A 25,920-nucleotide genomic window follows, 5' to 3' on the forward strand; every position below is an offset into this window, starting at 1 on the left:
ACCGAGCCCGGCGTCGTGGCGCGCGGCGTCGCAGGCCGTGGCCAGCCAACGCGGTGCGCATGGCGGCTAACTGACGCCGCGGCTGGTCAACGGGGTGCACATGGCGGCTGGCTGACGCGGCGGCCGATCAACGCGGCGGCTGATCAACGCGGCGGCTGGTCGACGCGGCGCGCATGGACGAAGTGCTCGACGTTCCCCTTCGGCCCGCGCACGGCGCTGTCGACCTGGTCGACGACCGAGAAGCCCGCGGCCTCGATGGCCTGGCGCCCTTCGGCGATCGCCGCGAGGCGGGTCGCCTCGTCGCGGATGACGCCGCGGCCGCGGGCGGCGGCCTCGCGGCCCGCCTCGAACTGCGGCTTGATCAGCGCCACGAGATCCCCCGAGGGGCGGAGCAGGCGGGCGATCGCGTCGATGAGGCGGGAGATGCTGATGAACGACGCGTCGACGACGACGAGATCGATGGGGACGTCGAAGTCCTCTCGCTGGAGCTCGCGGGCGTTGACCCGATCGCGCACCTCGACGCGCGCGTCGGCGCGGAGCTTGGCGGCGAGCTGGCCGTAGCCGACGTCGACGGCGAAGACCCGCGCCGCGCCGCGCTGGAGCAGGCAGTCGGTGAAGCCGCCGGTCGAGGCGCCCACGTCGACGCACGTCTTCCCGGCGACGTCGAGGCCGTGCGCGGCGAAGGCCGCGAGCGCGTGCTCGAGCTTGTCGCCGCCGCGCGAGACGAACCGGGGGCCGGAGGCGACGTGGACCTCGGCGCCCTCCGGGAGCAGCGTACCCGGCTTGTCGATGCGGCGCGGCCCCGAGGTGACCTTGCCGGCCATGATCAGCGCCTGCGCCTCGGTCCGTGAGCCGACGAGCTTCCGGGCGACGAGCAGGGCGTCGGCGCGCACGCGGGTCATGGCGCCTCCGTCCCGGGAAGGGGCGCCGCGAGGCCCGCAGCGCCGACCGGGGAGGGGGGGACGGCCGCGTCGTCGGAGAGCGCCAGCGCGTCGCCGTGGAGCGCCCGCGCCACGGCGGCGAGGCCGTCGCCGATGCGGGGGCCCGGGCGCAGCACGACCTCGGTGTTCAGCGGGCGCAGTCGCCCCTCGCGCACGGCGCGCAGGGATCTCCAGCCGGGCGCGTCTCTGAGCGCCGCCAGCCTGGAGGGGCCCCGCATATCGCCGTCGCTGGACGTGCCGTCGAGCAGGACATCGGGATCCAGTACGAGCAGCTGCTCGACGCTGATCGACGGGTAGGGGCCGCCGCGGGTGATCACGTTCTCGCCGCCGGCCAGACGGATGAGCTCATCGGGGAAGCTGCCGGGGCCCGCGACGAAGAGGGGCGAGGTGTCGTAAAGCAGGGCGGCCCGGACGCGCGGGGCGCCTTTCGCGGCGACGGCCTGCTCGACAGCGCGGCGCCGGGCGCGGATCCGGCCGATCGCCTGCTCCGCGCCGGGCGCCGCGTCGAGCCGCCGCCCGAGCTCCGTGAGCATGTCCTCGATCTGCGCGAGCGACTCGGTGTCGGGGAAACACGTCGCGATCCCGTGCGCGCGCAGCGACTCGTCGAGCGCGGGCCCCGCCGGGCCGCGGGCGCCGACGACGAGGGTCGGCGAGAGCGCGATGATGGCCTCGATGCTCGGATCGGCGTAGCCGCCGACGCTCGGCAGGCGGAGCACCTCGGGCGGGTGGTCGCAGTAGCGGGAGCGGCCGACGAGCGCCGCGCCGGCGCCGATGGCGCAGACCGCCTCCGTGGTGCTGGGCGACAGCGAGACGACGCGCGCTCCCGCCGCGCGCGACGGGGCGGTGCGCCCGCACGCCGCGAGCCCGAGCGCCGCGAGCCCGGCGAGCGCGGCCCGCCGCGAGAGCGCGCGGCCCGGCGCGCCCGGCAGGAGCGAGGCCCGCGCGGCGCCCGGCGGGAGCGCAGGCCCCGCAGCGCCTGGCGGGAGCGCAGGCCTCGCAGCGCCCGGCAGGAGCGCGGGGCCGGGGGAGCTCCGCGTGGAGGAGCGCCGCTCGTCAGCCAAGCCGCTCCCGGCCGCGCAGCCGCCGGAGGCTCGCGAGGGCGCCCAGGCTCGCCGCCGCGAGCACCCAGGGGACCGGCTGCGTCGGATCAGGCCGCGGCTTGGCGCTGCAGGACCCGCTCCCCTCGTCGTCTGCGGACGGCTCCGAGACCTTGGCGCAGAAGCCGGGCTCGCCGTTGCAGCTGTAGCCGTCGGGGCATGCCGCTGCCCCGTTGCAGGGCCGCGTGCAGTAGCCGTCGAGGCACGCATTCGCAGGACACTGCTCCGGCTGTCCGCACGCGGCGCCGACCTCCGCCGAATAGGCGGGATCGGTGGGGTAGCCGGTCGCCCAGGGGGGGGCCTTGTATCCTCCGGTACGGGCGGCGCGCACGGTCGTCTCTTTAATCCATTCCGCCCAGCCGTACACATAGCCGTAGATCGGATACTCGCAGCCCGTGGCTCCGCGCGAGGTCACGCCGATCACGCGGTGCATCATATCGAGGCTGGGTCCGCCCGAGTCTCCCTCGCAGATGCCGGTGTCCCCGACCCACTCCGTCGCCTTCACCAGGGATGACGGGCAGCCGTCAGCCACGCAGTCGATGAACAGCCTGTCGCGGCGCCGCCGCAGGCCCGCGCCCGTGCTCGCGTCGTTCGTCGCCCCGAAGCCGACCGCGTAGTACTCCTCGCCCTCCGCGAGGGGCACGTCGACGCGCGGCACGAGCGGCACGGCCTCGCTCTCCGGGATCGGCTCCTCCAGGATCAGGATCGCCTGATCGTTGCCGCAGAACGCGTCCGTCCCCTCGCCGGGGAGCAGCACCACCTCGCTGCCGTCGTAAAAACGCGCGTACCTGCCGATCTCCGCGTCGGTCGTCACGAAGATCCGCCGCGCGAGGTGCGTGTCCGTGAACCTCGTGGATCGACAGGTGATCTGGCCGTCGAGCTCATTGGCCATGTCCGACACGCAATGACGGGCCGTCAGCACCACGTTCGGGGCGATCAAGCTGCCGGTGCAGATCGCGCCGATCTCGTCGTTGTAGATGCCCACGACAGCCCTGTCGCCGTCGTCGAGATATCCGTCCTGAATGGCATCCGGCGCCTCACCGATCTCGTCAGGAGGCTCCTCCAGGGCGGAGCTGCACGCTGTCGCAGCGAGTCCCAGGGCGAGGATCAAGGCGACTCTGGGCAAGCAAAACGACATCGAATGCCTCCAAATACTGCAATGTCTGCGCGCGCCGCGGGGTGCCGCAAGGAGCAGAAGATTCTAGAGGCGAAGTTGCGGTCGTGCACGCGCGCCGGGGGCGATGACCGACTCGGCTCGTTGCTTCCCCCACATAAAAGAGCGCTCTTGCAGGATCGTCCGTCGCGTCGACGCGTTCGACGCCGCCATGGCGGCGCCAGGGGCACGGCGGCCGCTCCCCCGTGAAATACCGCGGGAAAGCGCGCGGCCCGGGTGTTGCGGGGCCGCGTGGCCGTGATCGATCCCGTGCTGCTCTTCGGCCTCGCGCTCGCCGCGGGCGCGCCGCTCGCCCTCTCTCCGCTGGCCACGGCGCTCGGCGCCGCGCTCGCCGCCGCGGCGCTCCGCCGCCGGGCCGGCCGCGCCGCGCTCGCCGCCGCCGGGGTGGCGCTCGTCGTGAGCGGCCTCCGCGCCCGCGCGCTGCTCGACGGCGCGGGCGCCGCCTACGATGGCGCCCTCGCGCTGCTGCACCCGCCGGCGCGCTGCGAGGTGGCGTGCGCCGTCGTCGGCTCGCCGGTCGTGGTCGGGGCGGCGCAGCAGCGCTCCGCAGCGGCGCCCGGGGTGGACGACGAGCCGCCGGCCTCGCGCATCGACGTGGAGCTCTCCGGCGGGACGTGCGGCGGGCGAGCGCTGCCGGGGCCGCTCCGCGCGCGCCTCTACGGCGCGCCGGTGGACCTCGCGCGGGGCGACCGGCTCGAGGTCACCGTGGACCTCGCGCCGATCCACCTGTTCCGGAACGAGGGGCTCCGGGACGGGAGCGCCGCGATCGCGCGGAGCGGGATCGTCGCGAGCGGGACGATCGTGGAGGCGCGGCGGACGTCGGAGGGGCGCGCGATCGACGTGCGCGCGGCCGTCGATCGCGCGCGGGCCTTCGTGCGCGGGCGCATCGAGGCGACGTTCCACCCCGACGCGGTGGCGCTCGGGCGCGCGCTCGTGCTCGGCGAGACCGACCTCGCGCCCGAGGACCAGGAGGCCTTCCGCGAGAGCGGCCTCGCGCACCTGCTCGCGGTCTCGGGGACCCACCTCGTCCTCGCGGTGGCGGGCTTCGCCGCGGCGCTCCGCGCGATCCTCGTCCGCGTCGGGCCGATCGCCGCCCGGTGGGACGCGGGTCGCATCACCGCGGCGCTGTGCGTGCCGGCCGCGTGGCTCTACGCCGACTTCGCCGGCGGCGGCGGCTCGGCGATGCGCGCCGCGGCGATGCTCAGCTGCGCGATGGGCGCCCGCCTCCTCGGCCTCCGTCCGGTGGGCGTCCGCTGCTTCGCCCTGTCGCTCGCGGGCGCCGCGGCCGTGGATCCGCTCGTCGCGTGGGATCTCTCGTTCGGCCTGTCCGCGGCCGCGACCGCCGGGCTGCTCTGGCTGCAGCGGCCGCTCGCCGCGCTGCTCGTCCCCGGCGAGAAGGACCGCGGCGACGGCGGCGCCGAGGGCGGGTCGTCGCCGCGGGAGCTCGCGCGCAAGGTCCTCACGCCCCTCGCGACGACGCTCGCCGCCATGTTCGGGTGCACGCCGCTGCTGCTCATGAACGGGGAGACGTTCCCGCTGCTCGGCGTGGCGGCGAACGTCGTCGCCGCGCCGATCGGCGAGCTGGCGGCGCTCCCGTTCTGCCTCGCGCACGCCGTGCTCTCGTGGGCGCCGCCGGTCGAGCGCGGGTGCGCGCTCGTCGGGTCGGGCGCGCTGCTCGCGGTCCGCGCCGTGGCCCGCGCCTCGGCGGACACCGGCGTGGTGCTGCGCCTGCCGGAGCCGTCGCCCGCCCAGCTGGCCGCGCTCGCCGCCGCGATCGCGATCGCGTGGGCCGCGGAGCGCCGCGGCCGCCGGCTCGCCGCGCTCGCCGCCGGCGCCGCCGCGTGGCTGCTGCTCGAGGGCGTCGCCACGCGCGCGGGCGCGCCGCGCGGCGTGCTGCGCGTCAACGTGCTCGACGTGGGGCAGGGCGACGCCATCCTGATCGATCTCCCCGAGGGCGGCGCGATGCTCGTCGACGCGGGCGGCTTCGTCGGCAGCCCCGTCGACACGGGCGCGCGCGTGCTCCGGCCGCTCCTGCGATCGCGCCGCCGCGCCCGCCTCGACGCCGTCGTCCTCTCGCACCCCCACCCCGATCACTTCGGCGGCCTGCCGGCCACGGTGGAGGGCGTCGAGGTCGGCGAGCTCTGGGACACCGGCCAGGGCGAGGCCGAGGGCGCGGGCCCGGTCTACCGGAAGCTCCTGTCGGACCTGCGCGGGCGCGGCGTGCCCATCGTGCGGCCCGCCTCGCTGTGCGGCAGGCCGCGGGTCCTCTCGGGAGCGACGATCGAGGTGCTCGCGCCGTGCCCGGAGCTCCACCCCGACCGGGGCGCCAACGACAACTCGTTCGTCGTGCGCATCACCTACGGGGCTCGATCCGCGCTGCTCGTCGGCGACGCGGAGCACGAGGCCGAGGACGCGCTCGTGGCGCGCTACGGCGCCGCGCTCCGCGCCGATCTGCTCAAGGTGGGGCACCACGGCAGCCGGACGTCGACAGGCGCGGCGCTCCTCGCGGCCGTCGACCCCTCGATCGCCGCCGTGTCCTGCGGCGTCCGCAACCGCTTCGGGCACCCGAGCCCGGAGGTGCTCTCCCGCCTCTCGGCCCACGGCGTCGCGATCGCGCGCACGGACCGCGGCGGCGCCCTGACCTGGGAGACCGACGGCGAGCGCGTCCTCTGGTCCCGCCCGGGCGAGCCGCCGCGCCCGGCCCCCGCTCCCCGCGGCGGGGGTGCGGCCGCCGGACACGCTCCGGAGAACGGTGGGCCGTGAACTGGAAAAAATCGCCGCTCCGGACGGCTGTCAGCCGGCCTCCCCATCCTTGCGCCTGGACGTCCCCTGAGGGACGCTGGGCCGATGTCTCGTAGCGCGATGACGACCACGATCCGCCGCCGCCTGGCGGGCGAGATCGGTCGTATCGACAAGCAGGCGCCCTTCCGCGTCGCGCTGTCTTACCCCTCGCCGTACCGGGCCGGAATGAGCTCGCTCGGCTTCCTCCAGATCTACAAGACCATCCAGGCCGAGCCCGGGATGGCATGCGAGCGGGCCTTCCTCCCGGACGACGAGGGGCAGGGCACGGACGGCCCCCCGATCACGTACGAGGGGCTCCGCCCCATCTCCGATTTCCCGGTCATCGCGCTCTCGGTGGCCTACGAGCTCGAGCTCGCCGGGGTCGTCCGCCTGCTCGAGCTGGCGGGGATACCGGCGCTCCGGGAGGAGCGCTCCTTTCGCGATCCGTTCGTCCTCGCGGGCGGTCCGCTCACGTTCTCGAACCCGCTGCCGCTCGCGGTGTTCGCCGACGCGATCATCATGGGCGAGGCCGACACCCTGGCCGTGGACGTGCTCCGCCTGCTGCGGGACGCCTCGTCGCGCGAGGCGGCGCTCGACGCGCTGGCGGCCCTCCCCCACGTCTTCGTCCCCGCGCGCCACGGCGCGGAGATGCCCCCGGTCGCGCAGTGCGACAACGCGCTCCTGCCCGCCTGGTCGCCGATCCGCGCCGAGGAGACCGAGCTCTCGAACATGTTCCTCATCGAGGCGGAGCGGGGCTGCTCGCGCGGGTGCACCTACTGCGTGATGCGCCGCTCGACCAACGGCGGCATGCGCATCGTCCCGAAGGAGCGCCTCCTCGAGCTCATCCCCGAGGACGCGAGGCGCGTCGGCCTCGTCGGCGCCGCGGTCAGCGATCACCCGAAGATCGTCGAGGTGGTCCGGACGCTCGCCGAGCGGGGCTGCGAGGTCGGGCTGAGCAGCCTCCGGCCGGACCGGCTGACCGACGAGTTCGTCGGCGCGCTGCGGCTCGCGGGCTACAAGACGCTGACGACGGCGATGGACGGCACGAGCGAGCGGGTCCGCGAGACGCTCGAGCGGCGCGCCCGGCCCAGGCACCTCCAGCGGGCCGCGGAGCTCGCGCGGCAGCACGGGATGAATCGGCTCAAGCTGTACCTGATGGTCGGCGTCCCCGGCGAGACCGACGCCGACATCGACGAGTGCGTCGCGTTCGTCACGGAGCTGTCCCGGATCGTGCCGGTCGCGCTCGGGATCGCGCCGTTCTGCCCGAAGCGCAACACGCCGCTCCACGGCGCGCGCTTCGCCGGGATCGACGTCGTGAACAAGCGGCTCGAGCGGCTCCGCCGCGGGCTGCGGGGCCGCGCGGACGTGCGGGCCACGAGCGCGCGCTGGGCGTGGGTCGAGGCGGTGCTCGCCGCCGGCGGCGAGGCCGAGGGGCGCGCCGTGCTGCAGGCCGTGCACGCGGGCGGCTCGTTCCGGGACTACGAGCGCGCGTTCGAGAAGATCAAGCGGCCGGAGCCGCCGCGCCGGCAGAGCCTGCCGCTGCTCGCGGCGGGGTGAGCGGGGCGGCAGCCCGGCCCGGAGGGTGCCACGTGACGATGAAGACGCTGACCCTCTTCACGCGCGAGCGCTGCCACCTCTGCGAGGAGGCCCACGCCGCGCTCGAGCGCGTGCGCGCCCGGCTCCCGTTCGAGCTCGCCGTCGTCGACCTCGACCGGGAGGCCGGCCCGGAGAAGCGAGCGCTGTACGACTGGGAGGTCCCCGTTGTCGAGCTCGATGGGCGGAAGATCATGAAGTACCGCGTCGACGAGCGGCGGCTCGAGCGGCTGCTCTCCGGCCCGGAGTGAAGCCCCCGCGTCGACGCGCGGCGGCGGGGCGTTTCGGCCCGCTTTCGCCCTGCGCCGCGCTACGCTATGCGAACCCCCGTGAAGTGGACGACCATCGCGCAGCTCGCCTTCATCCTCGTCGCTGCCGTCACGGTCTACGGCTTCGTGCACGCGGCGCAGAATGACCAGCGCACGACCGGCTGCGAGGCCATCTGCGCCCTGCGCCCTGCGTACGCCGGCCGGAACCGGCTCGCGCCGGACTTCGAGCTGCCGGACATGAACGGCAAGCCCGTCCGGCTGTCGTCGTTCCGTGGCAAGACGGTCTTCCTGAACTTCTGGACCAAGACCTGCGCCCCGTGCCTGCAGGAGATGCCGGCGCTCGCGGAGCTCGGCCGGATCGCCCAGTCGCGGAAGGACATCGTCGTCCTCACGGTCTCGACCGACGAGGGACCGGACGATGTGCGCGACGCGCTCAAGGTGGCCCTGAACGGAGACCCGCCGTTCCCGGTCCTGTTCGACCCGGAGTCCAAGGTCGTGATGGACCAGTACGGCACGCAGCTCTACCCGGAGACGTGGATCATCGACCCGAACGGGATCATCCGGGCCCGCTTCGACGGCGCGCGGGACTGGTCGAGCAGCCTGGCCATCGAGGTGGGCGAGGTGGTCTCGCGCTGGGGCAGCTGCCCGGCCGATATCTACAAGAGCAAGCCGCGCGCCGGGTCCGTCGACGTCTGCACCGACGACTCCTGAAGGCCTCATTGCCCCGAGGGCGAGAGCGCCTGGGATCCGCCCATGCAATGAGGCTCGAAGCTCCGAACGCGCTCGCAACTCCGGCGCGCGCTCGCGCCCTCGAAGCGGCCGCGGGAGGCGCGGGCCGGCAGGTGGGAGGTTACCGGCAGCCCGCTGTCGTATAGGTCTTCCCGGCCGGACAGCAGTAGATCATGGAGCCTTTGCAGCCCTGTGTGCAGGCGCCTGCGCCCGCTACGCGGTCCCATCCGCAGGAGCGGCCGCCCGGGCAATAGGGTATGCAGGAGCCGCCCACGGAGCCGTAGCCCGAGGGACAGCAGTGCACGGCCTGGTTCCCGCTTTGACACTCGCTGGAGCCGGACCAGTCCGAGAGGGAGCAGCAGAGCCCGGGGCCGCAGGCCGTCAGCGCCTCGGACGCCTCCTCCACCTCCTCGGTGACGGCCTCGCTCGATAGGCTCTCGTCCGTCACCACGTCGGCCGGATACGCCATACACCCCATGAAATACGCCGGCAAGATGACGCAGAGTCCAGCAATGAAACGTCGCATGATGCCCTCCTGGAATGGGTCGAGGCGCCTCGCGCGACGATCACCTCGCGCGCTGTCCTCGATGGTTCGTTCGTCGCTGTCCTCGGCTGTCTGACAAGGTTCGTTGTTTTTCTTTCGTCGCTTCTTGGGGCGATTCGACGCGGGATTCTCACCCCGCCTCGCCGGCGCGGTGCTCCGCAGGGCAGCGGCCGCGCCCGGGTGGCTCTGCCCCGAGAGCCGCCCCCACCCCTGGCGGCAGTACCCGATCGTCGCCCACCCCGAACGGCGATCCGCCGTTCCTGGTCCTGTTCGACCCCGACGCCGAGATCGTGCTGGACACGTACGGCACGCAGCTCTCCCATGAGACGTGGATCCTCGATCCGGCCGGGATCCTCCGGGCCCGCTTCGGCGGCGCGCGGGACGGGTCGAGCAGCCTGGCGCTCGAGGTGGGCGAGATGATCGCGCGCTGGCCGCTTGGCGCACCCGCGAAAGATCGTTATGTGAGTCACCCATCATGACCGCCCGGAGGCCGACGTCGCCGACAGCGCACCCGCCGCAGCCGCCCGCAACGGGTGAGGGGGGCGACGGGAGCGCCTCGGACGAGCGGGTCGCGGCGGCGCGGCAGGCGCTGCTCGAGGGGGTCGGCGCCGAGATCGCCGCGTCGTTCCCCGGAATCACCCGGCTGGGTGGGCAGGTCGTGGCGGCGCTCTACCTGGCGGACGAGCCGCGCTCGATGGATGAGCTCAGCCAGGAGCTCGGCCGCTCCAAGAGCAACATCTTCGCGAACCTGCGCGGCCTCGAGGCGGCCGGGATCATCGAGCGCCGGCGGGAGTCGGGCGCGCGGCACGACTCGTTCGCGCTGCGCGGCAAGTACCCGGACGTGATCGTCGGCGCCTACCTGGGCCGCCTGCGCCGCGTGGTGCAGGACAAGCGCGCCCTCGCGCGGCGCGCGCTCTCGCTGCTCGGCGACGCGCAGGGCGCGGAGGCCGACGCGATGCGCTCGCGCCTCGACGACCTGTCGCGCAAGTACGACCTGTTCGCCGACCTGATGGAGCAGCTCCTGCCGTCGATCGACGGCCCTGTCGATCTCGAGCGGCTGATCGCGCAGGTGCCCGAGGCGATGGTCCGCTCCCTGAACGCGGCGGCCCGCGTCGCCTGGGCGGCGGGCGACGCGATCAGCCGCCTGAGCGGCCGAGCCGGTCGCAAGCGGTAGCGGCGGCCCGCGTCACCCGCGCGGCGGGCAGTCCCGCATCTCGATGAGGATGCCGGTCGACGTCTCGATCCGGTGCATCAGGTTCACCTCCCGGGTGACCGGCGACGGCGTGATCGGGTTGGGCGCGGCGCCCACGATCATCGGCCGGTCGGGGTCGCCGTCGACGAAGACCATCAGCACCTCGATGCCGGGCTTGAGCGGGAAATGGATGCCGTAGTTGGGCCCGGCGTGCGGCTGGATCATCCGCACGAGCCGCGAGGGGAACGCGCGCGAGGCGGGATCCCCCGCGTCGAAGTGGAAGCGCACCCGGTAGCGCCCCTGCTCGTCGATCGGCGAGACCTCCCCGATCTCGCCGTCCGGGAGCGGCTCCACCAGCGCCGTCACCACCCCGTGGATCTTCGGCCGCGGCGCCGTCCGCGGCGGGCGGTAGGCCTGCCCGGCGCGCACCAGGCGCGCGCGGTTGACGTACTCCTGCTCGCCGCCGGCCCCGCCCTCGATGGCCACCGGCTGCACAGCGCGGTGCTCGACCTCGACGGCCAGGAACCGCTCGCCGTCGAGCCGCGGGTGGCCCTCGAGCGCGAAGACGGCCCCGGGGATCAGCCGGAGCTCGTCGCTCTGGCACTCGAAATAGCGGCTCGACGAGGCCCGCTCCTCCGCGCGGATCTGCGCCAGCTGCTGGCCCTCCTCCGGCGTCTTGTGGTGGGCGCCGTACTCGACGACGCCGCCCCCGAGGCCCGCCGGCGACTCGTGCGTTGCCGTCATGTCGAGCCTTGGCGTCCGGTAATTGTACTCCTGCATGACGTACGTCGCGGGGAAGGCCCTGGCCTGCTCCCTGAGCTCGAACATGTCGCGCCGCTCGCCCCGCGGCCGGAACACCACCGCGTCGCCCCCCGGCAGCGGCTGGAAGCCCGTCGGCTCGTCGGTGAACACCATCACGTCGCGGCCCGACTCGTGCTCGAAGAAGAACGAGATCCCGAGGTGCTCGGCGAGCCGCGAGATGAAGGCCAGATCCGTCTCCTTGTACTGGACGATCATCTCCCGCTCGGGGTGATCGCGGTAGAGGCGCATCACCACGTCCTCGGGCCCGAGCCCCACCATCGCGAGCTTGTGCTGGATGAGCTTTGGCACGCTGATGTCGAGGAAGAGCTGCTGGAGCTCCACGAGCGTCGCGCGGAACGCCCGCGGCGCGAGCCGGAGCCGGTAGGAGCGGAGAGCGGTCTCCGTCTCGTGCCGGTCCTCGACCTCGGCGATCATGCCGTGCACGGTCCGCTCGTCCGCGCCCTGGACCTCGAACACGAGCGCCGCCGTCGCCCCCAGCACCTGGTCGATCGAGAGCTCGGCGCCGTCGCTGCACACGACGTCGATGTCGTACGAGAAGAGCTGGCCGATGGCCTCTTTGCCGTGCACCCCGCGCACCCGGACGAGGTCGCAGGAGAAATCGTCGGAGTCGAGCCGCAGGATCGGCGCCTGCCGTGCCCGGTCCCGGAGCGCGGCCTTCGGCTCTTGAAGCGCTTCCATCGGCGCCGTGCGCGGCGGGCGCAGCGCCGATCCCGCCGCGCCGAGCTCGCGGAACGGCAGGTGATCGGGCGCCCCTGGGCCCCTCTGGGACGGCGGGAGCTCCCGCACCCCTCCGGCGCTCGTCCCCGGGCGCAACGGCGGCCCTCCGGCGCTCGTCCCCGGGCGCAACGGCGGCGCTTCCCGCGGCCCTCCGGCGGTCGCCCGCAGCGGCGATGGCGGCCCCTCGCGAGGCCCTCCGGCGCTCGCCCGCGCCGGCGCCTCGAGGAGCTCTCGATCGTCCGGAGACGGCGCTGGCGGGGCATCCTCCACCGGCCCGGCCGCCTCCTCCGGGCTCTCGGCGCACGCCGCGCGTGCGATGGGCTCGCTGCACGGGGGCCCTGCGTCGGGGGCCTCGCGGATGCGCGCCGCGGGGGACCCCGCGGCCATCGTCACGGCGCTGGGCGCGCGGTGCGCCGTCGCGGCGGTGGGCTCACCGCACGGCGGTGCGGCGGCGGGTGGGGACGGCTCGCTGCACCTCAGGGGTTCCGTCGGCTCTCGGTTCATCGTCGCGCCTCCTCCGCGGCTCGCCTGGTACTGTACCCGACGCGGAGGCACGCATGGGTACGCGCGAGGGTGAGGGTATCAACGGGAAATACCTCCTCATCGAGGTCCCGAATTTCAACGACGCGGCGTCCGACGCCGAGGCGATGGGCTCGTATCTCCGCCTCGGCGCGGTCAAGGACCCGAGCCTCGCCGGAAGCCCGGGCGCGCCGAGGGCGACCGGCGAGGACCTCGCCGCCCGGGTCACCTCGTTCATCGACGACACCCGCAAGCGCGACGGCTGCCCCGATTTCATCCCCGAGGCCGAGCGGCAGGCCGAGACAGCAAAGCTCCACACCAAGGGCGGCTGGCGCGACCACTCCGACGGCAACCGCATCACCACCACGCGCGGCGACAAGGTCGAGGTCATCAAGGGCAATTACCGCATGCTCGTCCTCGGCCGGCAGGAGGACACCGCCGGCTGGGACGTCTCCGGCGGTCATATCCAGGACGCCACCGATCTCTGGACCGCCGCCACCACCATCGAATGGGTCCAGAACTACAACGGCACCTGGAAGGTCACCGAGAAGACCGAGAAGGGCGACGTCGACACCACCTACCACGGCGACACGTTCGATCGCTTTTATGGCAACAAGCAAACCAGCATCACCGGCTCCGAGGCTCCCACGGCCGAGCGACCGAACCCCACCTGCCTGAGCTCCACCTGGGCGCAGCGGATCGAGTCGTACACCGGCTCGGCGGCGTGCCCCGTGCCGCAGATCCTCGACGAGACCTGGGCCGACCAGATCGCCAGCAAGACGACGGCGACCGCGATCAGCGACGAGACAACCGCGCAGACCATCTCCAGCACCACGAGCGCCACGTCGATCAGCGACGAGACCGCCGCGAGCACCGTGTCCAGCACGACGACCGCCTCGCTCGTCTCGGACACGACCATCGGCGAGGTCCAGTCGGTGACCATCGGCAATACGAGCGACGTCACCATCGGCAATGCGGCGTCGATCACCGTCGGCGCCACCGAGGAGGTCACGATCGGCGGCCTTGTCGAGCTGACGATCGCGGCGATGCTCGAGGTCTCGCTCACGGCGGGGGTCTCGATCAACATGGGCCCCAAGGCCGAGCTCAACCTGACCAACCGGCAGGAGCTCTCCCAGTTCCGCACCAACGTGAAGAACATCTGCGCGAGCGTCTCGTCGGCCGAGTCGGTGAGCACCGGGGCGTACAACCTGATGTCCGGCGTCATCAACCTGTTCTGATGCAGACCAAAAACCTCACGCCCTTCCCCTTCGGCGCCAAGGTCTGCTCGCGGAGGCCGCCGCAGCCCGAGGTGGTCCTCGTCGTCCGCGGCCGGTTCTCGCTCCGCCTCGGCGAGCCCCTCGCGCCGCTGGAAGGGCAGCTCGCGCAGGGGGCGCTGACCGCCGAGACCTTCGAGGGAGGCGACGGCGAGCGCGACGGCGAGCGTACCTATCCCGGCGATTTTGCCGACTGGAAGCCGGCCGCGGATCTCCTTCTCCGCGGCGCCTGCCACCCGCCTCCCGGCGAGCCGCAGCGCGAGCACCCCGTGGGCTTCGCGGTCGGGAGCTGGTCGAAATCGCTGCTCGTCCCGGCGCCGCGCGAGGACCGCCAGGTGCCCGCGCCCTTCGGGCCGATCCACCCGGACTCGCCCGAGCACCGCCGGATGCTCGGCAAGGAGTACGGCCCCTCGTACCGGAAGACCCGCGCCCCGTGGTACGCCGAGGACTTCGACTGGGCCTATTTCCAGGCCGCCCCGGCGGATCAGCGCCTCGCCGGCCACCTGCGCGGCGACGAGGAGGTCACGCTCTTGAACCTCCACCCCGCCGCGCAGACCGCCTCCTTCCGCCTGCCAGGCCTCCGGATCCGCGCGGTCGTCGAGGACGCCGAGGGCCGCGTGCAGGACGCCCGCATGAGCCTCGACACGCTCTTCGTCGAGCCGGACGCGGGCCTCGTGACCCTGACCTGGCGCGGCCACGCCGAGGTGGCCGAGGACGATCTCGCCGACGTGCGCGCCGTCGTCATCGCCGCCGAGCCGCTCTCGGATGCGCCGCTGCCGCTCGACAAGTACCGGGAGCAGCTCGCCCAGCTCGCCCGCGATCCGCGCGGCCTCGAGGATCTCCCGCCGGAGGTGCGCGACGCCTACGACCTCGTCCGCGACGGCGCGCCGCGGCCGCCGCGCGCCGCGGACGAGGCGGATCCTGTATCGAAGCTCCTCGCCGAGCGGCTCGGCGGCCTCCACGCGCCGGAGCAGGACCGCGTGCGGCAGCTCGTCGCGAAGCTCCGGGCCCTGCGCACCCCCGAGGGCGTCGACATCGAGCGCACCATCGCGCAGGCGCTCGCGCGGCTCCCGGCGCAGCGGCAGGCCGCGTACCTCCCGGCCACGCCCGCGGGCACGCCGCGCGTCCCCATGGGCGGCGCGCTCGACGCGCTCGTCGCGCGCGTCGAGAAGCTCCGCCGGGACGCGGCCGCGCGCGGGACGGAGCTCGAGGGCGTCGAGCGCCTCGACGCGCTGCTCCGCGACGCCCGCCTCCGCGAGATCGTCCCCGGCTACCGGCTCCCGGGCGAGGCCGCGGCGCCGCCGCCCGAGCCCGGCCCCGGCGCCGACCTCTCGGGGCGCGATCTCTCCGGGCAGGACCTCTCGGGCCGCGACCTCTCCGGGGCGAAGCTCTCCGGCGCGCTCCTCTCGGGGGCGAACCTCTCGGGGACGAACCTCTCGAACGCGGATCTCTCGCGGGCCGTGCTGTTCGAGGCGACCCTCGAGGGCGCCGCGCTCTCGGGCGCCGACCTCTCCCAGGCGAACCTCACCGGCGCGCGCGCCGCGGGCGCCGATCTGCGCGGCGCGACGCTCGACCAGGCCATCTTCACCCGCGCCGATCTCACCCGCGCCCGCCTGGCGAGGGCGCGGGGGCGCGGCGCGCTGCTCGACGAGGCCGATCTCCGCGAGATCGACGGGGAGGAGCTCCACCTCGACGGCGCCGTCCTCCAGGGGGCGAAGCTCGATCGGGCCTCCTTGCGAGGCGCGTCGCTCGTCGGGTGCATGTGCGCCGGGTCCTCCGCGACGGACGCGGATCTCACGGGCGCGTCCCTGCCGCGCACGAGCTTCGCCGACGCCGATCTCGAGCGCGCGACGCTCGTGGAAGCGCGCGGTGAGGGCGCGGCGCTGCTCCGGGCGAAGCTCGACGGCGCCGACCTCCGGTATGCGTCCTTCCCGCGGGCGCACCTCTCCTGGGCCTCGGCCCGGGGCGCGCGCTTCGCGTGCGCGGTCCTGCGCGGGAGCCGCTTCTACCGCGCCTCCCTGGAGCGCGCCGACCTCGCGCAGGCCGATCTCTTCGGCGCCGACCTCTGCAAGGCGCGCCTCGACGGCGCCTCCTTCGCCGGGGCCAGCCTGTACGGCGCCCGCCTCGAGGGCGCGAGCGCCGCCGGCTGCGATTTCAAGGGGGCGAACCTGCGGCGCTCCAGCCTGGAGGGCGCGTGAAGAGCGTCGAGGAGCTCCTCGACCGCATCCGCGCCGGCGCGCCGCTCCAGGGCGCCCGCCTCGACGGCCTCGACCTCCGAGGCCTGGATCTCACGAACCTCGATCTCGCTCGCGCCCGGTTCCTCCGCGCCAGCCTGCGCGGCGCGCGGCTCGCGGGCAGCACCCTCTCGGGCGCCCACTTCGTCGAGTGCGACCTCCGGGACGCGGACCTCGCGGGCTGCGCGCTGGACGGCGCGCTCGTGCTCGGCTCGAACCTCGAGGGCGCGCGCCTCGCCGGCGCGACGCTCGTCCGCGCGAAGCTCTCGTACCAGCGCCTCGCCCGCGCCGATCTCTCCGGCGCGACGATCGTCGAGGTCGAGGCGGTGGGCTCGGACTGGTCCGGCGCCCGGCTCGCCGGCGCGACAATCGAGGGCTCGCGCCTCGACCTCGCGAACCTCGAGGGCGCGGATCTCACGGAGGCCCGCGTCGCGCGCGCCTCGTTCACCCGCGCGAACCTCCGCCGCGCGTGCCTCTCTCGCGCTCGCGTCGAGGCCGGCGCCTTCGTGGGGGCCGATCTCACCGGCGCGGACCTCGACGGCGCGGAGCTCGATCGCGCGGTCTTCGTCAAGGCGGACCTGCGCGGCGCCCGCTTCCCGAAGCGCATGCACGGCGTGGTCCTCGACGAGGCAAAGCTCGGCCGACCCGAGCTCGCGGGCAAGGACCTCGCCGGGACCGACCTCACGGGCGCGGATCTCTCCGGCCTCGACCTCTCCGGCGCGGATCTCTCCCTCTGCTCGCTGCGCGGCGCCGACCTGCGCGGCGCGAGCCTCCGCGGCGCCCGCCTCGAGCGCTCCATCCTCTCGGACTGCGATCTCACGGGCGCGGACCTCCGGGGCGCGAGCCTCCTCGGCTGCGACCTCTCGCGCTCGATCCTCCGCGGCGTGGACCTCTCGGGCCGCGATCTCGAGTCGGTGATCCTCATCGACGCCGATCTCGAGGGGGCCGATCTCACGGCCGCGCGCCTCATCCGCTGCATCCTCGACCGCGCGCGGCTCTCGCGCGCGAACCTGACGCGCGCGGTGCTCCAGCAGGCGCTCCTCCGCGGGGCCGCGCTGGAGGGCGCCGTGCTCGGCAAGACGATCTTCGATCGCGTCGATTTCACCGGCGTGGATCTGCGCGCCGTCTCCTTCGCCGGCCTCACGGTGCACCGCTGCGCCTTCATGGAGGCGAACCTCGAGCGGATGAGCCTCCGCGACTGCGATTTCATGGGCAGCGACTTCTCGAAGGCGAACCTGCGCGGCGCCGATTTCGAGGGATCCATCCTGACGCAAGCCAGGCTCCGCGAGGCCGCGCTGGACGGCGCGAGCCTGCCGAACGTCGTGGCGAAGGCCGCCTATTTCGGCGGCGCCTCGCTGCGCGGGGCGAAGCTCTCGCGGGCGATGCTCCGGTACGCCACGTTCACCCGGGCGGACCTCGACGGCGCGAACCTCGCCGCCGCGGATCTGCGCGAGTCGATGCTCGATCATGCCGAGGCCCGCGGCGCGCTCTTCCTCTCGGCGCGCCTCGAGCGCGCGAACCTGTCGCACGCGCGGGTCGAGGAGGCCGACTTCAGCGAGGCCGATCTCGGCGGCGCCAACCTGCACGCCCTCCACGACAAGGGCGCGCGCTTCTCCGGCGCGAGGCTGCTCGGCGCGCGCCGCACGGACGTCGATCGGCTGGAGGCGGAGGCGTACACGCCCCCGCGGCCGCCGCGATAACAGCGGAAGGAGCGGACGCGTGCTGCCTGCGAGCAACAACGGCGCCGGGATGAACATCGGGTTTCCGGACGTGTGCCTGACGCCGGTGGGGCCGGTGGTGGTGCCGATCCCGTACCCGAACTTCGCGCTCAACGCGATGGCGGTGAATTTCTCGGTGAAGGTGAAGGTATCGATGATGAACGCGCTGAACCTCGGCACGACCATCCCGATGACCTTCGGGATGGAGCCCGGGGTGGCGCACCCGCTCTACATGGATGTCGGCGCCTACGTGGCGGGCAATCCCAAGGTGATCATCGAGGGGTTGCCTGCGATCAACCTCACCTGTCCCACCACCGGGAACGCCGGGAACAACGCGGTGGGCGCGGTGCTGGTGCCGAGCGCGGTGAACGTGTTCTACACGTGCGCGGCGGCGCCGGAAGAGGTGCTCCCGGGCGCGGGGAACGTGGCGCATGCGCTGTTGAGCGATGGGATCGGGGTGATCCGGATCCGGGTGTTCTCGCTGGACGTGCCGGCCTTGGTGTACCGGGCGATACGCTCGCTCGAGGCGGAGGGGATGCGGGAGCTGGTCATCGATTTACGGGACAACCCCGGAGGAGAGCTGCGGGCGTTCGTGGAGCTCGCGGGCGATTTCCTGCCGGCGGGGAGCGTCGTGGCGACGGTGACGGACGGCGACGGGGACGAGGTGGTCTATCGCTCGCGGCAGGAGGAGCCGTATACGGTCCCGGTGACGATCCTGGTGAACCGCGGGACGGCCTCGGCGGCGGAGCTGTTCGCGGGGTGCCTGAAGGCGCACGGGCGGGCGGGGATCGCGGGGGAGAGGACGTACGGCAAGGCGGTCGGGCTTTCGCTATGCGCGAGTGAGGAGGGCGTGCGGATGGCGGCGGCGGTGCGGGTCACGCTGCCGGGCGGGGCGGAGGTGCAGAGGGTGGGGGTCCAGCCATCCGTAGAATGAGATCTCGGATAGCAGGACGCAGCGTCACGCGCGGAGCCCACGGTGAAGAAGAATCAACTCCAGCCGAAGCCCAAGAAAAAAAACAGAGGCAATGCCCAGGAGAGCCCCAGCGATACGTCACGACCCCTCCACAGGCCGGTGGGGAGGGGCGGTAGAGCGGCGACTACCACGAACAGCAGCATCTCCTCGTCGTCGCATTCCGTGACGAGCTCCACCGGCGAGCGCCGGGGCCCTCCTGTGATGCAGACTCCCCCGGTGGTGGAGCGGTTCCAGCGCCCCGCCGGGACGCTCAGGGCGCGGGCGGGGCTCGACGATGCTGCGACGCGGCGATATTATCGGGATGAGCTGCCGCCGATACCTGCGCGAAACTTCGATAGGTCGGACCGGGTTGCGAGATCCATGAACATCGGCACGGTGCGCCGGCTGGGCCGATATGTGGACCAGAATAAGCCGGCTCATCTCGGCAGAGATCTCATGTACACCATGAACCTCTCTACATGCACGGCGCTCGCGATGTACTCTCCGACGACCGGGGAAGCCTTGCTCCTCCATGCAGACGCGACGAGCAAACCGGCGCTCTTCGCGCAGGACATCTGGGATTATGCCAACATGATCCGATTCCAGCTCGACAATCCTTCGTTCGCCGACAGCGGATCCGAGATCGTGCTGTTCTGCACGGATGAGCAGGAGAGCTCGCTGGCCATCGTCGAGACGGCGCTCCGACAAGCGTTCGCTGACGAGCCGGAGGTCCTGAGCCAGGTGCTCTGTCAGATCAGTACGCGTTTCTACGACGTGGACCGAAACAGCCATATCACCGTAGGCGGCGGCAACCCCCCGATGATCGTCCTGCCGGATCGCGAGCTCAAGGACTATATGATCAAGCGCTATACTGCGAAGAGAGATGCCGACGTGGAGGCGGCGAGGACGGAGCTGCTCGCGCTGTTCGCACAATCCGACCCCGCATCCGAGATCGAGCCGGGGATGCGTTGCGACATCGTAGAGCGCGCGCTCGAGCTCGGGCACAAGGATATCGTCGAACTGTTCGATCCAGATGGTAAGATACGAAGGCTCATGTCGTAACGGACCGTGGTCGAGCCCGCGCATCAGCCGAGGTGGATTTCCTTCCCGTTGATCGTCATCGTCTCCTCGGTCAGCACCGTCGCGCTCTTCGCCTTCGTCGTCGCCGACCCGTCCACCACCGTGTGGCTCTCCCGCGCGTGCAGGCTGAACAGGTCGGTCACGCGCTGGACGAGCGTCGCCGCCTTCTGCACCAGCGTCCCGGCGAACACCCGCACCTTGTCGCCGTGCAGGTCCACCTCAGGCCCCCGGAGCTCCACCCCCCGATCCCCGGAGAGCCGCAGCGCCCCGCCCGCAGCCCGGACGTCGACGTCGCCCTGGAGCTCCAGCGTCACCTTGCCGGTCCCGTGCAGGACGCCGATGACATAGAAGCGCGCGCCCCGGCCGATCACGAGGAGCACGTCGCCCACCGCCGGCGCATACGGGAGCGCCAGCGCCATCGTCGCCTCTGCGCTCTCACCGTCCGGCAGCTCGACCATCACCGCCTGCCCGCGGGCTTCCAGCACGTGCGCCGGTCCCAGGTACTCCTCGGCGCGCGCGGACGTGGCGCGCTCCCGAACCACGGCTCCCTCCGACATGGTTGGTCCCTCCATCCTCGCTCCGGCTCAGTCCTTGCGGAAGCGCTTGTACAGGCTGCCAAGGAGAGTGGGCTGCTCTCGCTTCGGCGCGGACGGCGCCGGGGCCGGCGCGCGCGGCTCGGGCGAACGCTCGACCTGCGGATCGCGCGCCGGCGCGGGCAACGGCTCGGAGGCGCGCGCCGGCGCGGGCGTGGCGACCGGCGCAGGTGCGGCGGCCTGCGTGGGCGCAGGTGCAGGCGCAGCGGCCTGCGTGGGCGCAGGCGCAGCGGCCTGCGTTGGCGCAGATGCAGACGCGGCGGCCTGCGTTGGCGCAGGCGCAGGCGTTGCGATCTCCACGGGCGTCGGCGCAGGCGTGACCTCTTGCGCGGGCGATGGTGCCGTCTGCGCAGGCGCAGGCGCGGCCTCCGGCTCGCTCAGCTCGATCGTGCCCTCCAGCGGCGACGCGATCGCCGGGACCGCCGCCGCGCCGCCCGCCGCCCACGGCGCGCTCGGGCGCTCGCCGCCCTCCCGCTCGCCACGCGCCCCGGCGGGCGCGATCGGAAACGGCGCGCTCACCGCGTCGTCCTGGCCCGGGCCTCGGACCCTCACGGGCGGCAGGGGCACGGTGCGCGCCTCGCGCGGCCTCGCCACGCCCCCCGCCGGAGGCAACGTGTCATCGAGCGGGAACGTCCCCTCGAGCGGGTGTGCGCCCTCGCGCGCCGGCTCTCGCCCGGCCGCGACGCCCGCGACGCTCACCGGCGCATCCACGACGTCGTCCTCGCCGAGCCGCACCGTGGAGCTCCAGTCCGTCCGCTTCGCGCTCTCCCCCGCGGCCGCGCCCGCCGCGCTCGGCGCGCCCGCAGGCGCCTCGCTGAGGTCCGGCCACGGCACGGGCTCGTCCCCCACCTCCACGCCCACCGCGGCGCGCAGCGCCGGGAGCACCTCCTCCGAGGCCACCTGGAAGCTCCCGCGGAAGACCACCGCGCAGCGCTCGGCGTCGGGCTGCACGATCAGCGTGTCGCCCACGAGCGGCAGCCACCGCGCCGCGCCGTTCGGCAGGAGGATCGTCGCGAGCGCCCGCAGCGCCGGCAGGCGCGTCGCCAGCGTCGGGTGATGCTGGCTCACGCCCTCCAGCACGATCTCCTCGCCGCCGAGCACCCGATCGAACCGCTGATCCGCAGGCGCGGCCTGGAAGTACGACCAGTCGAAGTCGTCCGGGATCGACGCGATCCCCTCCAGCTCGGCGCGCGCGAGCCCGCGCAGCAGCCGCGTCCGGCTCGGCACGATCGGCGGGATCGGCCCGAGGCCGACCGGCGCGCGCCCCCCGCCCGGCGGCAGCAGGTTGGGCAGCGCGCCGCCGCCCTCGCCGGCGCCGACGCCGAGCGGGTTCTCCGGCTCCCCCGGGCCGCCATACGCACGCTGGTACTCGATCGGCATCTTCACGAACGGCTCGGGCTGCGCGCCCGCCGCCGCGCCGCCGGACCGATCGCCCACGACCTCGAGGCCCTTGTCCACGAGCGCCGCCCCCGCGCGCAGGATCGCGAGCCGCACCGCCATCGCCCGGACCGGCGCCCCGCCCGGCGCCCACGCATGCCCGGTGAGCACCACCTCGGCGCGCCCCAGCCACGGCGCGAGCTCGCTCGCCGCGAGCAGCGGCTTCATCGGGTTGCCCCGCGCGTAGACCTCGCTCCGGACCAGCTCCAGCGGCTCGATCCGCCGCGCCTCGCCGCCGGGGACCATCGCGAACGTGGCCTTGGCGACGAGGGTCACATGGAGCTGGCCGCGGCTGCGCCACAGCGTCGCGCCCGCGGCGACTGGTCCGGCGCGGAAGACCTCGAGGGGCCAGCGAGCTGTGGTCATGGGCGAAGGCACCCGCGCCCGCGGGCCAGCGTCAGTTCGTGTTGAGCTCGACGCGCAGGAGCTTGCGGCCGATGAAGAGGTAGTCGCCGTGGGCGAGCTCGCGCTCGCTCTTGATGCGCACGTAGGTGCCGTTGCGGCTGTTGAGATCGGTCAGCGTGAACTTGCCGTTGTGCTCCTCGAGGCGGCAGTGCGAGCCCGACATGTACAGGTCGACGGGGAAGTTCAGGTCGCCGCCCTCGCGCCCGATCTGCAGCGAGGTGCCGCGCGCGCAGACGGTCATGCCGACCGCGCCGCCCTGGAGCACCTGCGTGAGGCGGAACGGGCTCGGGTGCTTCGGCGAGGAGTAGAAGAAGGTCCCGTCCGGATCCTGGCCGTCGGAGGCGCGCGGCGTCGGATCGAGCCGGAAGAGCTGCTCGCCCGCGAGGAACGTGTCGCCCGGCGTGATGTCGATCGTGCCGCGCACGCGGATGTACACGCCGTTCAGCGAGCCCTCGTCGCGCACCACCAGCTTGCCGTCGCGGTAGAAGAAGTTCGCGTGCTTCGGCGAGACGAACGGGTCGTCCGGGAAGACGAGCTGCCCGTTGCGGCCGACGATGTGCTGCTCCGCCTTGAGGTGGAACGAGAGGCCGTCCATGCCCTCGCCGCGGATGAGGATCAGCTTCGCCTTCGCCGGGTTCTGCATGTCCCCGAAGAACAGCGTCTGCGCGTTGAGGATCTCGGGCGGGACCGCCGTTCCGCACCTCCCACAGAACTTGTGGCCCGAGGGGACACCGCTCGAGCAGGAACGGCAGACGTAGTTACGGGCTTGCTCCATCAGCTCCTCCTGGGAGAGTTCGGCGAAATCGCTCTTGGACGAGGTGGTCTTGGGGCCCCGGCCCTGACCGCGCGCGCTCGTCGGGTCGAGCCGGGCGCCCGCGCTGCCGGCCGCGGGCGTCGGGGAGCGCCGGGCCGGCGTGGTCGTCGAGCTCGCCCGGCGCAGCGTGAACAGGGCCAAGTCGTTCGCGCACTCAGGGCAACGCGCGGTGCCCATCGGGCTCCACAGGTCGCACTGGCCACAGACGATGCCAATCTCGTTCTGCTCGGTGTGCAAACGTCTCCTCGGTGCATTGGAGGACCGCGGATCGCGGTTCTCCGACCCGCGCCAGTGGAAGGCCGCCGTGGCGGACCTCCGACCGATGAAGCGAGCCAGGACGGGAACCCGGGCCGCTGCTGGCGCTCGATCCCCGACCCGGGTGGAGAGAGACACGGTTCTAGACGTCGATCAGCGGAGGGGTCAAGCTCGAGGTGCGCCGGCCAGGTCGACGGCCGGCCCTGCTCAGCGCACGAAGGTGAAGCGGCGCCGGTCGTCGCTCCAGCCGGCGCCGCCCCAGAGCCGGAAGACGATCCGCTGGTTGCACGCGGCGCGCGGCTGCAGGCCGTAGTCGCGCGAGTCGTCGTGGTAGCTCCGGTTGTCGCTCAGCAGGAAGACCGTGTCGGGCCGCACCTCGACGCGGTGGCGGCGCTCGAGCGGGGGCCTGCGCCCGGTCGCCCGGGCGTGGAGGCCGGGGCCCATCATCACCATGTCGCACGAGAGCTGCACCGCGTTGCCCGTGGCCGGGTCGGTGATGCTCACCTTGGGCTCGGCGCACGCCGTCTCGGGGTCGTAGCTCTGCCCGTTCACGAGGAGGACGGTGTGGTCGACGTCGACCTTGTCGCCCGGCAAGCCCGCGATCCTGCCGACGATGTGGCTGCCAGGGGCCTCGGGATCCGGGCACCGCACCAGCTCGCCGAAGCCGGGCGTGCCCCGCGTCAGCACGACGACCACGTCGCCCGGGGCGAGGCTCGGCGCGAGCGAGGCGCCGAGCATCGGGTCGTTCGGCACCTTCCATACGTCGAGGACGAGCGCGCGGAGCACGACGCCGAGGAGCAGCAGGGTTCCCAGGATCCAGAGCAGCCCGTTGAACAGCTTCCGCATGCAGCGGCGCAGCCTAGCGCAGCTCCGGCCGCGGGCGTCGGGCAAGCGCAGCTTGAAGGCGCCGCGGCGCCGTCAACGCAGGCACCCCCGGTACGGCGGAAGCTCGCTCGGGCTCGCGCCCGCCGCGATCTCGCGGGCGGCGGAGAACAGCTCGGGCCACACGTCGAGGCGGCTGAAATACGAGGTCCCGGTGGTGTGCTCGTCACCGTCCATCACGCTCGACGAGATGACGCCGACGACGTCGCCGCCTCGATCGCTGCGCGCCGGCCCCCCCGAGTCGCCGGGGCAGATCGAGGCGATCGCGACGAACTGCCCCGGGTTCACGGCGTCGATCGTGCCGCCCAGCCGCGGCGCGAGGTGGATCGGGTCGCGCGAGAGCGCGCAGCGGCCGAAGCCGTAGGGCGTCACCTGCTCCCTGGACACCGGCTCCCCCTCGATGCGCGGCGGCAGGGTCGGGATCCCGACGAGGCGCCGCGACAGCACGAGGATGGCGATGTCGCCCTCGCCCGACGTGTACCCGCAGTCCGGCGACACCACCGCGCGGACCGTCACGTCGCCCCACGGCAGGTGGTCGCCCCCGAGCTCGATCGAGATCGCCTCGGGATCCTGATCGCGGCGCAGCGTCCTGCCGTTGTCGTCCCGCGCCGCGACGCAGTGGTGCGCGGTGAGCACCAGGTCCTCCGTGATGAGCGTCCCCGTGCACGTCACGTCGGTGACGATCCGGACGATCGCGTCCTCGTTCGTCGCCAGCTCGAACGGAGGTCGGAGCTCGAGCGGGCGCTGCTCCATGCCCGGCTTCGCCGCGGGGATCGGCAGCCCCGCGTTGGTGATCGGCCGCGCACAGCCCGCGGCGACGGTGAGGGCGAGCGCGATCGCCACGGCGGCGCCGCGTCGGTACAACCCTGACCTTGCGGTCGCAAGGGCGCCCAGCGTGCGAGCTTGCGGCTGTTCCACCTGAGGGAGACCCTCCCAAGCGCAACCGGTTGTTCTCTCGGACAGCGCCCCCGGTACGAACGCGCCGAGCAATGCCAAAGACTACGACATAAGGCGGTGACCGTCATTCGACAACGACAGGGTTTCCAAGCTTGGATACGGCCTCGACGATCGCCGATCGCATCGGGCGTCCCGTCGTCGAGCCGCCTTGTAGCCGCCTTGTTGTAGTTGCCTTGTACATTTACGCCTGCGCTTACGTTCGCGCGTGCGTCGATGTTCCCCGCGCCGCGCTAGCGCACCGCGACGAGGCGCACCTGGCTCGCGCTGCGCGAGTAGGCGTCGAGCGCGGCGCGGGCGGCGGCCGCGTCGAGTTGCGGATCCTCGACGCCCGCGGCGACGAGCTGCTCGAGGAAGGCGCGCTGGTGCTCGGACTTCGCCGCGAGCCACGCCGGGCAGGCGCCGCCCGCGCAGGCCGCCGACGCCTGCTCGGCCGCGGCGAGGGCGTCCCGGACGCGGCCTCGGTGGACGAGCGCCCGCGCCGAGAGGTGCGCCGCCTCCGGGAGCGCGCGCACCTCGCCGGGCGCCGCGTCGAGGGCCGAGGAGGCGAGCCCGGGCTGATCGCGCTCCAGGTAGGCCGCGGCGAGCGCGGTGACGCTGGCCGGCGTCCTGCCCTCGGCGTAGCGGGCCTCGAGCGCCGCGAGCTCGTCGGCCCCCGCCGCGGCGCGCGACGGAAGGAGCTCCGACGCCCGGACGCTCGGCCCGAGCCCGATCGTCCAGGCGACCCCCGCGAGAACCAAGCCGTTCGCGACGAACAACCCGATGCGCATCACCCGACCTCCAGGAACCGGCAGGGACCCCCGGCCGTCGGCGGCGGCCGGCGGTGACGGGCAGTCGCGTGCGGTAACATGCGGTAAACCCAAGCGACAGCGGGGCGGCGCGAAGGTTCCCGCGAAGCGCGAGCGGCGCGCCATCGTGGTCGGCCGGGTGGCTGGCGCACCTAC

At 73.4% G+C, this 25,920-nt stretch carries 22 protein-coding genes; 11 read left to right on the forward strand and 11 right to left on the reverse strand.

What is annotated here, in order from left to right:
* Nucleotides 1–143 precede the first annotated feature (143 nt).
* Genes WMF14_RS44790 through WMF14_RS44800 form a run of 3 tightly spaced genes read right to left on the reverse strand, consistent with a single transcriptional unit; the run spans nucleotide 144 to nucleotide 3,176 of the window.
* A complete protein-coding gene (locus WMF14_RS44790) occupies nucleotides 144–902 on the reverse strand; it encodes a TlyA family RNA methyltransferase (protein WP_437796609.1) in 759 nt (252 codons plus the stop codon).
* On the reverse strand, nucleotides 899–2,002 hold the full coding sequence (locus WMF14_RS44795) for an ABC transporter substrate-binding protein (RefSeq protein ID WP_437796611.1): 1,104 nt from the start codon (nucleotides 2,000–2,002) through the stop codon (nucleotides 899–901). Before WMF14_RS44795 ends, WMF14_RS44790 begins: the two co-directional genes overlap by 4 nt.
* Nucleotides 1,995–3,176 carry a trypsin-like serine peptidase gene (locus tag WMF14_RS44800; RefSeq protein ID WP_437796613.1) on the reverse strand — a complete coding sequence of 394 codons (1,182 nt, stop codon included), beginning with the start codon at nucleotides 3,174–3,176 and terminating at the stop codon, nucleotides 1,995–1,997. Before WMF14_RS44800 ends, WMF14_RS44795 begins: the two co-directional genes overlap by 8 nt.
* Before the next feature lie 267 nt (nucleotides 3,177–3,443).
* On the opposite strand from WMF14_RS44800, the gene WMF14_RS44805 reads away from it, so the two are divergent.
* From WMF14_RS44805 to WMF14_RS44820, 4 genes are all read left to right on the forward strand, one after another.
* Nucleotides 3,444–5,975: a DNA internalization-related competence protein ComEC/Rec2 gene (locus WMF14_RS44805; RefSeq protein ID WP_437796615.1), complete on the forward strand. Its 2,532-nt coding sequence runs from the start codon at nucleotides 3,444–3,446 to the stop codon at nucleotides 5,973–5,975.
* A gap of 84 nt (nucleotides 5,976–6,059) precedes the next feature.
* Entirely contained in the window at nucleotides 6,060–7,550 is a 1,491-nt protein-coding gene (locus tag WMF14_RS44810) for a B12-binding domain-containing radical SAM protein (RefSeq protein ID WP_437796617.1), read from the forward strand.
* A 38-nt stretch (nucleotides 7,551–7,588) separates the two neighbouring features.
* Nucleotides 7,589–7,837 (forward strand): glutaredoxin family protein, encoded by a 249-nt coding sequence (locus WMF14_RS44815; RefSeq protein ID WP_272101817.1) that lies wholly within the window; start codon nucleotides 7,589–7,591, stop codon nucleotides 7,835–7,837.
* Between the two features lie 78 nt (nucleotides 7,838–7,915).
* Nucleotides 7,916–8,566 carry a TlpA family protein disulfide reductase gene (locus WMF14_RS44820; RefSeq protein WP_272101816.1) on the forward strand — a complete coding sequence of 217 codons (651 nt, stop codon included), beginning with the start codon at nucleotides 7,916–7,918 and terminating at the stop codon, nucleotides 8,564–8,566.
* 139 nt (nucleotides 8,567–8,705) lie between these two features.
* On the opposite strand, the gene WMF14_RS44825 is transcribed toward WMF14_RS44820, so the two are convergent.
* Nucleotides 8,706–9,110, reverse strand: coding sequence for a hypothetical protein (locus WMF14_RS44825; protein ID WP_437796619.1), 405 nt, complete (start codon nucleotides 9,108–9,110; stop codon nucleotides 8,706–8,708).
* A 308-nt stretch (nucleotides 9,111–9,418) separates the two neighbouring features.
* Here WMF14_RS44825 and WMF14_RS44830 point away from each other — a divergent pair, with 308 nt between their 5' ends.
* Nucleotides 9,419–9,607: a hypothetical protein gene (locus tag WMF14_RS44830; protein WP_437796621.1), complete on the forward strand. Its 189-nt coding sequence runs from the start codon at nucleotides 9,419–9,421 to the stop codon at nucleotides 9,605–9,607.
* Complete coding sequence (locus WMF14_RS44835) at nucleotides 9,604–10,302, forward strand: GbsR/MarR family transcriptional regulator (RefSeq protein WP_272101815.1); 699 nt, start codon at nucleotides 9,604–9,606, stop codon at nucleotides 10,300–10,302. Before WMF14_RS44830 ends, WMF14_RS44835 begins: the two co-directional genes overlap by 4 nt.
* A gap of 12 nt (nucleotides 10,303–10,314) precedes the next feature.
* Here WMF14_RS44835 and tssI read toward each other — a convergent pair whose 3' ends face one another.
* On the reverse strand, nucleotides 10,315–12,363 hold the full coding sequence (tssI, locus tag WMF14_RS44840; protein WP_437796623.1) for a type VI secretion system tip protein TssI/VgrG: 2,049 nt from the start codon (nucleotides 12,361–12,363) through the stop codon (nucleotides 10,315–10,317).
* 53 nt (nucleotides 12,364–12,416) lie between these two features.
* On the opposite strand from tssI, the gene WMF14_RS44845 reads away from it, so the two are divergent.
* The 5 genes from WMF14_RS44845 to WMF14_RS44865 are packed head-to-tail and all read left to right on the forward strand — an operon-like array spanning nucleotide 12,417 to nucleotide 19,618.
* Entirely contained in the window at nucleotides 12,417–13,616 is a 1,200-nt protein-coding gene (locus WMF14_RS44845) for a hypothetical protein (protein ID WP_437796625.1), read from the forward strand.
* Nucleotides 13,616–15,850, forward strand: a complete 2,235-nt coding sequence (locus tag WMF14_RS44850) for a DUF2169 family type VI secretion system accessory protein (protein ID WP_437796627.1) — start codon at nucleotides 13,616–13,618, stop codon at nucleotides 15,848–15,850. Before WMF14_RS44845 ends, WMF14_RS44850 begins: the two co-directional genes overlap by 1 nt.
* Nucleotides 15,847–17,586, forward strand: a complete 1,740-nt coding sequence (locus WMF14_RS44855) for a pentapeptide repeat-containing protein (protein WP_437796629.1) — start codon at nucleotides 15,847–15,849, stop codon at nucleotides 17,584–17,586. Before WMF14_RS44850 ends, WMF14_RS44855 begins: the two co-directional genes overlap by 4 nt.
* Before the next feature lie 19 nt (nucleotides 17,587–17,605).
* The gene (locus WMF14_RS44860) at nucleotides 17,606–18,538 is read left to right on the forward strand and encodes a S41 family peptidase (protein WP_437796631.1); all 933 of its coding nucleotides are present in this window, start codon (nucleotides 17,606–17,608) and stop codon (nucleotides 18,536–18,538) included.
* Nucleotides 18,539–18,580: 42 nt separating this feature from the next.
* The gene (locus WMF14_RS44865; protein WP_437796633.1) at nucleotides 18,581–19,618 is read left to right on the forward strand and encodes a hypothetical protein; all 1,038 of its coding nucleotides are present in this window, start codon (nucleotides 18,581–18,583) and stop codon (nucleotides 19,616–19,618) included.
* 23 nt (nucleotides 19,619–19,641) lie between these two features.
* Here the strand turns inward: WMF14_RS44865 and WMF14_RS44870 are convergent, their stop codons facing one another.
* The 6 genes from WMF14_RS44870 to WMF14_RS44895 all read right to left on the reverse strand — a co-directional run bounded on the left by WMF14_RS44870 (nucleotide 19,642) and on the right by WMF14_RS44895 (nucleotide 25,746).
* Nucleotides 19,642–20,193 carry a DUF3540 domain-containing protein gene (locus tag WMF14_RS44870; protein ID WP_437796634.1) on the reverse strand — a complete coding sequence of 184 codons (552 nt, stop codon included), beginning with the start codon at nucleotides 20,191–20,193 and terminating at the stop codon, nucleotides 19,642–19,644.
* A 27-nt stretch (nucleotides 20,194–20,220) separates the two neighbouring features.
* The gene (locus WMF14_RS44875) at nucleotides 20,221–22,032 is read right to left on the reverse strand and encodes a DUF2169 family type VI secretion system accessory protein (RefSeq protein WP_437796636.1); all 1,812 of its coding nucleotides are present in this window, start codon (nucleotides 22,030–22,032) and stop codon (nucleotides 20,221–20,223) included.
* 31 nt (nucleotides 22,033–22,063) lie between these two features.
* Nucleotides 22,064–23,122: an FHA domain-containing protein gene (locus WMF14_RS44880; protein ID WP_437796638.1), complete on the reverse strand. Its 1,059-nt coding sequence runs from the start codon at nucleotides 23,120–23,122 to the stop codon at nucleotides 22,064–22,066.
* Between the two features lie 225 nt (nucleotides 23,123–23,347).
* Nucleotides 23,348–23,986: a signal peptidase I gene (gene lepB, locus WMF14_RS44885; protein WP_437796640.1), complete on the reverse strand. Its 639-nt coding sequence runs from the start codon at nucleotides 23,984–23,986 to the stop codon at nucleotides 23,348–23,350.
* Between the two features lie 72 nt (nucleotides 23,987–24,058).
* Nucleotides 24,059–24,865 (reverse strand): trypsin-like serine peptidase, encoded by an 807-nt coding sequence (locus WMF14_RS44890; RefSeq protein ID WP_437796642.1) that lies wholly within the window; start codon nucleotides 24,863–24,865, stop codon nucleotides 24,059–24,061.
* A gap of 344 nt (nucleotides 24,866–25,209) precedes the next feature.
* A complete protein-coding gene (locus tag WMF14_RS44895; protein ID WP_437796644.1) occupies nucleotides 25,210–25,746 on the reverse strand; it encodes a hypothetical protein in 537 nt (178 codons plus the stop codon).
* Nucleotides 25,747–25,920: the final 174 nt, after the last annotated feature.

The organism is Sorangium sp. So ce693, from assembly GCF_051521375.1.
GTDB classification, from domain to species: Bacteria; Myxococcota_A; Polyangia; order Polyangiales; family Polyangiaceae; genus Sorangium; species Sorangium atrum.